The sequence below is a fragment of the Petrocella sp. FN5 genome (assembly GCF_029210395.1).
In the GTDB taxonomy this organism is placed as follows: domain Bacteria; phylum Bacillota; class Clostridia; order Lachnospirales; family Vallitaleaceae; genus Petrocella.
On record NZ_JARGDP010000084.1, the window covers coordinates 1 to 10,479 of the forward strand.

At 38.3% G+C, this 10,479-nt stretch carries 9 protein-coding genes; all 9 read right to left on the reverse strand.

Going from position 1 to position 10,479, the window contains the following annotated elements:
- Positions 1-77 precede the first annotated feature (77 nt).
- Positions 78-443, reverse strand: a complete 366-nt coding sequence (locus P0N36_RS13370) for a response regulator (protein ID WP_275843358.1) — start codon at positions 441-443, stop codon at positions 78-80.
- On the reverse strand, positions 433-1,185 hold the full coding sequence (locus tag P0N36_RS13375) for a 16S rRNA (uracil(1498)-N(3))-methyltransferase (RefSeq protein ID WP_275843359.1): 753 nt from the start codon (positions 1,183-1,185) through the stop codon (positions 433-435). The genes P0N36_RS13370 and P0N36_RS13375 overlap by 11 nt, the downstream gene beginning before the upstream one ends.
- An 8-nt stretch (positions 1,186-1,193) precedes the next feature.
- Positions 1,194-2,117 carry a 50S ribosomal protein L11 methyltransferase gene (prmA, locus tag P0N36_RS13380; RefSeq protein ID WP_275843360.1) on the reverse strand — a complete coding sequence of 308 codons (924 nt, stop codon included), beginning with the start codon at positions 2,115-2,117 and terminating at the stop codon, positions 1,194-1,196.
- A gap of 8 nt (positions 2,118-2,125) precedes the next feature.
- A complete protein-coding gene (gene dnaJ / locus P0N36_RS13385) occupies positions 2,126-3,259 on the reverse strand; it encodes a molecular chaperone DnaJ (protein ID WP_275843361.1) in 1,134 nt (377 codons plus the stop codon).
- A gap of 325 nt (positions 3,260-3,584) precedes the next feature.
- Positions 3,585-5,435 (reverse strand): molecular chaperone DnaK, encoded by a 1,851-nt coding sequence (dnaK, locus tag P0N36_RS13390; protein ID WP_275843362.1) that lies wholly within the window; start codon positions 5,433-5,435, stop codon positions 3,585-3,587.
- Between the two features lie 200 nt (positions 5,436-5,635).
- Positions 5,636-6,238, reverse strand: coding sequence for a nucleotide exchange factor GrpE (gene grpE, locus P0N36_RS13395; protein ID WP_275843363.1), 603 nt, complete (start codon positions 6,236-6,238; stop codon positions 5,636-5,638).
- Between the two features lie 25 nt (positions 6,239-6,263).
- Positions 6,264-7,304 (reverse strand): heat-inducible transcriptional repressor HrcA, encoded by a 1,041-nt coding sequence (hrcA, locus tag P0N36_RS13400; RefSeq protein WP_275843364.1) that lies wholly within the window; start codon positions 7,302-7,304, stop codon positions 6,264-6,266.
- A gap of 110 nt (positions 7,305-7,414) precedes the next feature.
- Positions 7,415-8,557 (reverse strand): radical SAM family heme chaperone HemW, encoded by a 1,143-nt coding sequence (gene hemW / locus P0N36_RS13405; protein WP_275843365.1) that lies wholly within the window; start codon positions 8,555-8,557, stop codon positions 7,415-7,417.
- A 9-nt stretch (positions 8,558-8,566) separates the two neighbouring features.
- The gene (gene lepA, locus P0N36_RS13410) at positions 8,567-10,378 is read right to left on the reverse strand and encodes a translation elongation factor 4 (RefSeq protein ID WP_275843366.1); all 1,812 of its coding nucleotides are present in this window, start codon (positions 10,376-10,378) and stop codon (positions 8,567-8,569) included.
- Positions 10,379-10,479: the final 101 nt, after the last annotated feature.

The window sequence follows — 10,479 nt, forward strand, 5'->3', positions numbered from 1 at the left end:
TCTCCTTAGATGTTTCCTTAAATACAGAACAAAAAAGGCAGGTCGCCCTACCTCTCTTTTATTATACAATCGAATGTTTATTTACTCATGACGTTTTCGATGGCTTGCACAACCCGTGCCTTTTGAAAAGGTTTAACAATAAAATCTTTTGCTCCGTTTTTTATAGCTTCCACAACCATAGGTTGTTGTCCCATAGCTGAACACATGATAACTTTTGAGTTAGGTGATACTTCCATGATTTTTGGTAATGCAGTAACGCCATCCATCTCAGGCATTGTAATATCTAATGTCACAACGTCCGGTGTCAGTTCTTTGGCAAGCTTAATGGCTTCAAGTCCATTACCGGCTTCACCACAAACTTCATACCCATCTTCAATCAACATTTTTTTGAGTACTGTTCTCATAAATACTGCATCATCTACGACTAAAACTCTAGTTGCCATCATTATCCTCCTCGATTTGTATCATTAGATTAGCAAGTAAGGTCATACCCGCTGTTTCCGTTCGCAAAATACGTCGTCCTAATGATATGATTTTTGCTTTTGTGGCCATTAAATGGTTGATTTCTTCTTGCTCAAAACCGCCTTCAGGTCCAATTACTATTCCGATGTTTTTAACACCTTTTAGTTGGCCAAGTACAGTTCTAGTATACGTCATGCCTTCTGCATTTTCATAAGGCACCAGTACGAGATCCATCGCCTCTAATTGTTCCATCATACCATTAAAACCTATAGGTGACCAAACACTGGGTATGATGCTTCTCTTAGATTGTTTGGCTGCAGCTTCTGCAATGCCATTCCATCGTTCAACCTTTTTTTTGGCCGTCTTGTCATCTAGCTTGACAACACAACGTTTCATTTTAACCGGAATTATTTCGCATACACCTAATTCAATGTTTTTTTGAATAATCCATTCCATTTTGTCTTTTTTAGGTATACCCTGAAACAGATAGATTTTACTTACTAATTCATTGGTTGTTGGGACCACGGTTTCAATGTCTAGTAAAATCTCATCCTCCATAATTGTTTTTATTATACAACGATAGTCCTTTTGTTGTCCATCACTAATTGTCACAATATCTCCGACACGCATACGCAACACATGCTTCATGTGGTTCATATTCGCACCTTCTATGAGGATACTATTATCTTTTACCTGACTTGGTTCTACAAAAAATCGATACATATGTCTCCTTATAGACGCGCCTTAATTGCTACCCATTCACCTTTTTTACGTATGTCCACTATAGTGAAACCTTCTGTGACTAAAGCGTCTGTGACTTCTTTTTCTTTCTCAATCAATATCCCTGAAGCGATCAATATCCCTGAGCTATGTAGTATTTTTTTTACATCTTTCGTGATGTCTATTATAACCTCTGCTAAGATATTGGCTACCACTGTGTTCACCGGTGACTGAATGCGCTCTAAAAGATTACCTTTACAAATCGTCACTCTATCTTCTAAAGCGTTGTGCTTAACATTTTCTTTTGCTGTTTTAACAGCATTCTCGTCTATATCCACACCAATAGCTGATTTGGCTCCGAGTCTAACAGCTGCTATAGCCAGTATCCCACTTCCACAACCAATGTCAGCCACCTCTCCAAGGGCGTGATTACACTCTTGAAGGAGTTCTATACAAAGATAGGTGGTTTCATGGGTACCGGATCCAAAGGCCATACCCGGGTCTATGGCTATGACCATGTCCCCTTCTATCAAATCCGGTTTCTCCCAAATAGGCGTAATAACCATATGGTCTCCTACTCTAAAAGGCTTGTAAAAAGTTTTCCATTTGTTTTCATAGTCTTCATCCGGCATAGTTTCCAATATGATTTTGCCTGAACCGATTTCCAAAAAAGCTCTTAAGTTGTTTAAGCCCTTTTCTATATCTGTTCTACAAAGATCGACATCTTGATTTTCATCTAGATAAACGACAAGACGACACTCTTCAAGCGGTACCAAAGTATCCGCTACAAAGTTAGCAAACATGGCTTCTTTGTCCGATTCCGATAAATATTGATCTTCAATCTCTAAACCTTCTAAACCTAAGTCAAAAAGCATATTACTAGCTGCATCTACTGCAAGAGGTAGCACATGAATCTTTAATTTTGTCCACTTCATCTTAACCTCTATTTCTCCAAGGTATCTTTTATCTTATTAAAAATACCTTTCTTCTTTTTACCTTCATCAACGGTTTCACCGGCCAGTTCTGCCAACTGAATGAATAGCTCTCGTTCTTCATCACTAAGGCTTTTTGGGGTCATGACCGTAACTGTAACATATTGGTCGCCTCTTATTTTTGTATTATTAAGATGGGGAACGCCTTTACCCTTTAGTCTGAATTTTGTATTGGTTTGTGTTCCTGCTTTTATTTCGTAAGTAACATTACCGTCTATGGTTGGGACTGAGACTTCTGTTCCAAGAGCTGCTTGAGAAAAACTAATCGGAAGTTCATAGAAAATATCCTCACCACGTCTTTCTAATATTGCATGCGGTTTAACATAGACCTGTAATATAACATCGCCTTTAGGTCCGCCATTGATACCTGGTTCACCTTTGCCTCTAAGGCGCATACTCTGGCCATGATCAATACCTGCCGGTATGGTAACGGATAATTTTTTATTTTGTTTTTTAAGACCAATACCATGACAGTCTGTACATTTTTCTTTAATCATTTGTCCTGATCCACCACATTGGTGACAGGTGCGAACGCTCTGAACTGTACCGAATAAGGTTTGTTGATTATACCTCACCTGGCCTTGGCCTGCGCAAGTCGTACAGGTTTCTTTTGAAGTGCCGGGTTTTGCCCCACTACCATCGCAGGTATCACAAGGCTCTGAGACGGTTACAAAAATCTCTTTTTCAACACCAAAAATTGCTTCCTCAAATTCCAAATTGATACGCGCTTGAATGTTATCACCTTTTTGAGGTGCATTGGCCCGTCGTCTTGAACCCCCACCAAAAAAGTCACCGAATATATCACCAAACATGTCGCCCATATCACCGAACCCGCCATAACCACCGCCACCACCTTGGGTGAACGCTGCATGACCGAACTGATCATACTGTTGTCTTTTGGTATCATCACTGAGTATTTCATAGGCTTCAGTTGCTTCTTTGAATTTTTGCTCTATCTCTTCACTGTTATGATTCATATCCGGATGATACTGTTTAGCAAGATTACGATAGGCTTTTTTGATCTCCGGTCCACTGGCTTGTCTGCTTACACCTAACACTTCATAATAGTCTCTTTTATCTGACATTTGATCACCTCAATCAACTTATTCCAACAACGGTTACATCTATAATTCATAGGCACGTAAAATAAAAATAATAATGTATGTGCCTTGTCTTTGAACAACAAAATCAGCAGAACCTATTATACAACAAAGACAGCCCTTTAACAATGACCGTTTTTATAAATAGATTATGCTATCATGAAGAACATTCATAGAGGCAGGTTAATTATAAGACATAAAACCCACTTCTATGAATATTTTCATTAATAAGGACCGTACCGCTTGGTACGGTCCTCGTATAGAACAATTATTTTTATTGCCTATGCTTCACATATACAAAGCAGAAAATCTATTCTTCTTTGAAATCCGCATCAATGAATTCTTCTTCAGTATTTGCTTCACCTTGTGGCTCACCTTCTGGATTAGCCCCTGCTGCTGCTGATTTCTCATACATCTTTTGTGAAACTTCTTGGAATACTGCTGTTAGTGCCTCTTTTGCAGCTTTAATTTCTTCCACATCACCATCACTCATTGTTTCTACTTTTGTCTTCTCCAAAAGATCTTTTAGCTTTTTAACTTCGCCTTCAAGTCTTTCTTTATCACTTGCATCAATTTGATCTTTGATTTCTTCAAGAGATTTTTCTGTCTGGAATACCAATGAATCCGCTTCATTACGTGTATCAATGGCTTCTTTCTTTTTCTTATCTTGAGCTTCATGTGCCTTAGCTTCTTCAACAGCACGGTTGATTTCATCATCTGAAAGATTGGTGCTTGCTGTAATGGTAATATGTTGTTCTTTACCTGTACCAAGATCTTTTGCTAATACCTTAACGATACCATTTGCATCAATGTCAAAAGTTACTTCAATCTGTGGTACACCACGTCTAGCTGCCGGTATACCATCTAACTTAAAGTTACCCAGTGTTTTATTGTCACGCGCAAATTCTCGTTCACCTTGTACAACATGAATATCAACAGCAGGTTGATTGTCTTCAGCAGTGGAGAAAACTTGGCTTTTTTTCGTTGGTATTGTTGTGTTTCTTTCGATTAATTTGGTTGCAACACCACCAAGTGTTTCAATGCCAAGAGATAAAGGTGTAACGTCCAGTAATAGAATGTTACCAGCACCTGCATCTCCTGCAAGCTTACCACCTTGTATACCTGCACCAACGGCAACACACTCATCTGGGTTGATACCTTTAAATGCATCTTTGCCTGTAAGGCTTTTAACGGCTTCTTGAACGGCCGGAACTCTTGTTGATCCACCAACCAAGAGAATCTTGTTAAGTTCTCCTACGTCAATACCTGCATCTTTTAACGCCTGCTTAACAGGACCTAAAGTTGACTTAACCAAATCATCGGTTAATTCGTCGAATTTTGCTCTTGTTAGCGTTACGTCCAAATGCTTTGGTCCTTCTTGGGTTGCTGTAATAAATGGCAAGTTAATATTGGATGTTGTACTTGAGGAAAGCTCTATTTTAGCTTTTTCTGCTGCTTCTTTCAAACGTTGCATCGCCATTTTATCATTGGATAAATCGACGCCTTCTGCATTTTTAAATTCGGATACAAGGTATTTAATAACACGACTATCAAAGTCATCACCACCAAGATGGTTGTTACCACTTGTTGCAAGAACTTCTAAGACACCGTCACCGATTTCTATTAAGGATACGTCAAAGGTACCGCCACCTAAGTCAAACACCATAATTTTTTGCTCATGTTCATTATCAAGTCCATAAGCAAGTGCTGCGGCTGTAGGCTCATTAATAATTCTCTTTACATCTAGACCGGCAATTTTACCTGCATCTTTTGTTGCTTGTCTTTGACTATCATTGAAGTAAGCCGGTACAGTAATAACGGCCTCTGTAACAGGCTCACCAAGATATGCTTCTGCGTCTGCCTTAAGTTTTTGTAAAATCATAGCAGATATTTCTTGGGGTGAGTATTTTTTATCATCTATTGCGACCTTGTGATCTGTTCCCATCTCTCTCTTGATGGATATGATGGTTTTGTCCGGATTGGTGATGGCTTGTCTTTTCGCCGGTTCGCCTACGACTCTTTCACCTGTTTTTGTAAACGCTACAACTGAAGGGGTTGTTCTTGAACCCTCTGCATTAGCTATAACGACAGGTTTTCCACCCTCCATTACAGATACACATGAATTGGTTGTTCCTAAATCTATTCCTATTATTTTACCCATTGTAATGCCTCCTTGTTATTTATATTGTTATTGCTCATGATTGTTGTTTTTATATAGATTACGTTGATGTTTTAACCTTGTATGTTAAACTGACTAAACTAAGTTTCTCTAACTGCATACAATATATATATTACGTTGATGCGTTCGTAATTTATATATTCTATTTGTAAGTTCAACTAAGTAGTTTTGACACTTTAACACTAATTAACGACTTTGACCATGCTGTATCTTAATACAGAGTCTTTATATTTATAGCCTTTTTGGTATACGGCTACCACAATGCTTTCCTCATGATCTTCTGAGCTTTCATGCTGTACTGCATGATGCAAATGTGGATCAAAAACCTGGTCCAATGCTTCGATTTCTTCAACGCCTACTTCTTTTAGTGCTGCTACAAGTTGTTTGTAAATCATATTAATGCCTTTAACAAATGAATCTTCCTTATCTTCATCCGTTACTGCATCAAATGCCCTTTCAAAATTGTCGACGATGGGCAATAAAACTTCTAGTATTTCCTTAGCACCTTTTTCATACATTTGATCCTTTTCTTTTAAGGTTCTTTTTCTGAAATTATCAAATTCAGCTAAAGTCCTATGATAACGATCAACTTGCTCCTTTAATTCTGTTTCCTTTTGTTCCAGTTGTTTGTCAAGAGATACAACCTCTATGGTTTCTGTTTCCGTTTCTGTTACAACTTCAACGTCCTCAACTTGATCCATTGCCTCTGTTTCCTCATCAGAAATCATGTTCTCTTTTTCTTCCTGCAAGACTTCTTCGTCTTTCTTGTCCTTATCATTTATCAAAACGATACATCCTTTCTTTAGATGACTATGAATCATTCATCCTTTTTTCTATTTCTTTAATCAAGCACCTTAGAGATAGTATGGCACTTTGATAGTCCATCCTCTTAGGCCCAATTAATCCAATCACACCCAATGGTTTTCCACCAATGTGATAAGTTGTTGTAATTAAGCTACAATCCTTCATGTCTTCGTTGTTGTTTTCCGATCCAATCTTAATCTTTACACCATCGGTTTCAATACTTTCACCATCAAAATCATTTAAGAGTAACTGCCTTATATAGTCCTTTTTGTCCAGTGTTTCCATTATAGAAGTGGCTTTCTCAAGATCACTAAATTCCGGTAGTCTTAGCATATTAATGGCGCCGGATGTGTAAATCTCTGTGTCTTCATTATTGTGCACCGCTTGAAAAACAACTTCCAAAACTTTTCCTATAATTTCATCCTGATTACCAGCAAAGGCCTTGATTTTTTCAATTAATGGTAGATTGATTTCCTCAACATTAAGTCCATGAAGCTGATTGTTCAAAATAAATGAGAGCTTGTTTAACATCCGTTGATCCATATCTTCATTAATTTCCAGCACATAGTTATTGGCCATATTACCATCTGTAACAATGACCGCTAATACTTTCTGAGATTCAAGTTCAATTAATTGAATGTTTTTGATCTTACATTTTGAATACTGAGGTGTGGAAACAATGGCCGTTAAATTGGTCTCTTTTGCTAATACGGAAACGATATCCTGTAACAGGGTTTCGATACGTCCTGCCTTGTTAAGTAGTGCTTCAACATAAGATAAATGTTTGGGGCTGTCGTACTTGGCACTTAAAATCATATCTACATAAAGACGGTAGCCTTTATCGGAAGGTATCCTTCCAGCTGAAGTGTGAGGTTGCATGATAAACCCAAGTTCTTCTAAGTCAGACATTTCATTCCTTATGGTCGCTGGGGATATACCCAAATCATAATTCTTGGATATGGTTCTGGACCCCACCGGTTCTGCTGTGTCTAAGTAATTAGAAATGATTGCCTCAAGTATTTTAAGTTTTCTTTCGTTAAGTTCCATGCCATCATCACCTCTCGCATTGTTAGCACTCATTTGTGTGGAGTGCTAACATCTGAGTTAATGATATTATTTTTTTCAAGGTTTGTCAATACGTAATCCTCAAAAAACTATTAAAAGTTTATAAACTGTGCTAATACATAATTGCTAAGATCCAAGCCTCTTCTGGTAAATCGAACCCATCCGTCTTCTTCTACAAGCATCTCTTCTTTGATTAATTGCTTTATAATACCTTGATAAGGTATTAATTGACTTTCTCCAAATTCATGCTTTAGTTCTATAAGGTTAAGGCCTTTTAATTGTCTTAGTCCCAGAAAAAACCATTCCTCTAATCGATTGATTGTATTGCCTGTTTGTTCCAATTCACGTATATCCTTTATTTGATGGCTTTTTTCAATATAGCTATTAAGATCCTCTATGTTTTTATAACGGTTATGATTCAAATATGAAGCAGCTCCGAGACCAACACCCAGATAAGGGTCTAAGGTCCAATAGGAACGATTATGTCTACCTGTTCTGCCGACCTTACCATAACTGGAAATCTCGTAATGCTCATAACCCCAATCTAGTAGAGTATCATGAGCCCACCAATACATCTGTCGTTCTTCATCTTCACTGGGCAGATCTAAAAGTCCTTTTTCATTTTGGCTTTCAAAAACCGTCCCAGGTTCGATGATTAGACCATATAAGGATAGGTGCTCTGGCTCTAGTTCTATGATTTTTTCCAAGGTTGCTTTAAATGAATTGAACGTTTGACCGGGAAGACCAAACATTAGGTCTATACTTATATTATCAATACCCATGGCCCGTATCATTTCATAGGATTCTAAAAAAACCTGGTAGTCATGTATTCTACCAAGTGTCTTTAGTATTTTTGCTTCATCGGATTGTAGCCCCATACTAACGCGATTAACCCCTGCATCTAAGTAGGCCTTTACCTTAAGTGCATCTACCATACCTGGGTTCACCTCAATCGTGAACTCGCCATCTTCTGACCATTCAAATACACCATAAACCGCTTTCATAATTCTACTAAATTGTTCTGCTGACAAAATAGAAGGCGTGCCACCGCCTATATAGATTGTTGATAGCTTTTTGGATATGTTTTGACTTTTCATGGCTAAGATCTCAGCTACCAATGCATCGACATAAGCATCACGTAAGAAAAACTCAGTATGATCAAAGGACAAAAAATCACAATAGTCGCATTTTTTTACACAAAATGGTATATGAACATATAGACCCATTTTTTTCATGTCAACACCTTATTCATCCAGCTTTAGTATACTCATAAACGCATCTTGAGGCACTTCTACATTACCTACCTGACGCATTCTTTTCTTGCCGGCTTTTTGCTTTTCTAACAGTTTCCTTTTTCTAGATATATCCCCACCATAGCATTTAGCCAAGACGTCTTTACGCATCGCTTTAATAGTAGACCTTGCAATAACCTTGTTTCCTATAGCTGCTTGTATTGGTATTTCAAATTGATGCCTTGGTATCTCATCTTTAAGTTTATCAGCAATTTTTTTGCCTCTTTCATAAGCTTTTTCCTCATGAACGATAAAGGAAAGCGCATCAACAACTTCTTTATTCAGTAATATATCCAACTTAACCAATTTTGATTCTTTGTAGCCAATCAATTCATAATCAAAGGATGCATAACCTCTGGTTCTGGATTTTAAAGCATCAAAAAAATCATATATAATTTCATTTAAGGGCAATTCGTACATAAGTTGGGTTCTGGTATCTTCGATATATTCCATGCCCAAGTACTCGCCACGACGGTCCTGACACAGTTCCATAATGGAGCCGATATACTCTGAAGGCACCATAACTTGCGCCTTTACAATCGGTTCCTCCATCATCCTAACGACTGAAAGATCCGGCATATCCGCCGGGTTGGCAAGATCAATAACCGTTCCATCGGTTTTATGGACTTTATAGATAACACTTGGTGCCGTTGTGATGATATCCATGTTAAATTCGCGTTCAATGCGCTCTTGAATAATCTCTAAATGAAGCAATCCTAAAAAGCCACATCTAAAGCCAAATCCTAATGCCAATGACGTCTCCGGCTCAAAATGAAGGGCTGCATCATTTAGCTTCAGCTTATCTAAAGCGTCTCTTAAGTCTTGGTATTTGGACCCATCTACAGGGTAGATGCCGCAATATACCATGGAGTTTACTTTTTTATAACCGGGTAGTGCTTCCTTTGCCGGATTGGATACTTTGGTCACAGTGTCTCCTACCCTTGTATCTTGAACATCTTTTATACCTGCACTGATATAGCCAACATAACCTTCTTTGAGTTCTTCACAGGGTATAAATACCCCAGGACCAAAGTACCCCACTTCAATAACTTCGAAGGTTTTTCCTGATGACATCATTTTAATTTTTTCACCTTTTTTCACCGTGCCGTCTTTGATCCTACAGAAAATTATGACACCACGGTATGGGTCATATTTCGAATCAAAAACCAAGGCTCTTAGTGGCTGATTTTCAACTACCGTTGGGGCCGGAATTGTGGTGATAATCATTTCAAGAACTTCTTCTATGTTGATGCCGTCCTTTGCAGATATCAAGGGCGCATGGGCTGCCTCAAGACCAATGATGTCCTCTACTTCCTGTATGACTCTTTGAGGATCTGCACTGGGTAAATCTATTTTATTTATAACCGGCAGGATCTCAAGGTCATGTTCCAGAGCCAAATACACATTGGCAAGGGTTTGGGCTTCAATGCCCTGGGCTGCATCCACGACGAGAATAGCCCCCTCACAAGCCGCTAGAGATCTAGATACTTCATAATTGAAATCCACATGTCCCGGCGTATCAATAAGATTGAAAACATACTCTTCACCGTTATTGGCTTTGTACACCAATCGAACAGCTTGAGCTTTGATGGTAATTCCGCGTTCTCTCTCTAAATCCATATTATCCAGCACTTGCTCAGACATTTCTCGGTCGGTTAATAGTCCTGTTTTTTGAATAATTCGATCCGCTAAGGTTGATTTCCCGTGATCTATATGGGCAATAATGGAAAAATTTCTAATGTTTTTTTGTTCGATATCTGCCACAATATTCTTCCTTTCCAAAGTAAGGTTCTTATCTCCTTATGATACATGTCATCTTTCGATGTTTATGAGGATAAGTTACATCATCCTCACATCAATTGATT

Coding starts and splice junctions, on each gene's coding strand:
- dnaK (WP_275843362.1), bottom strand. CDS start 5,435: ATGGGTAAAATAATAGGAATAGATTTAGGAACAACCAATTCATGTGTA.
- P0N36_RS13375 (WP_275843359.1), bottom strand. CDS start 1,185: ATGTATCGATTTTTTGTAGAACCAAGTCAGGTAAAAGATAATAGTATC.
- prmA (WP_275843360.1), bottom strand. CDS start 2,117: ATGAAGTGGACAAAATTAAAGATTCATGTGCTACCTCTTGCAGTAGAT.
- hemW (WP_275843365.1), bottom strand. CDS start 8,557: ATGAAAAAAATGGGTCTATATGTTCATATACCATTTTGTGTAAAAAAA.
- dnaJ (WP_275843361.1), bottom strand. CDS start 3,259: ATGTCAGATAAAAGAGACTATTATGAAGTGTTAGGTGTAAGCAGACAA.
- P0N36_RS13370 (WP_275843358.1), bottom strand. CDS start 443: ATGGCAACTAGAGTTTTAGTCGTAGATGATGCAGTATTTATGAGAACA.
- hrcA (WP_275843364.1), bottom strand. CDS start 7,304: ATGGAACTTAACGAAAGAAAACTTAAAATACTTGAGGCAATCATTTCT.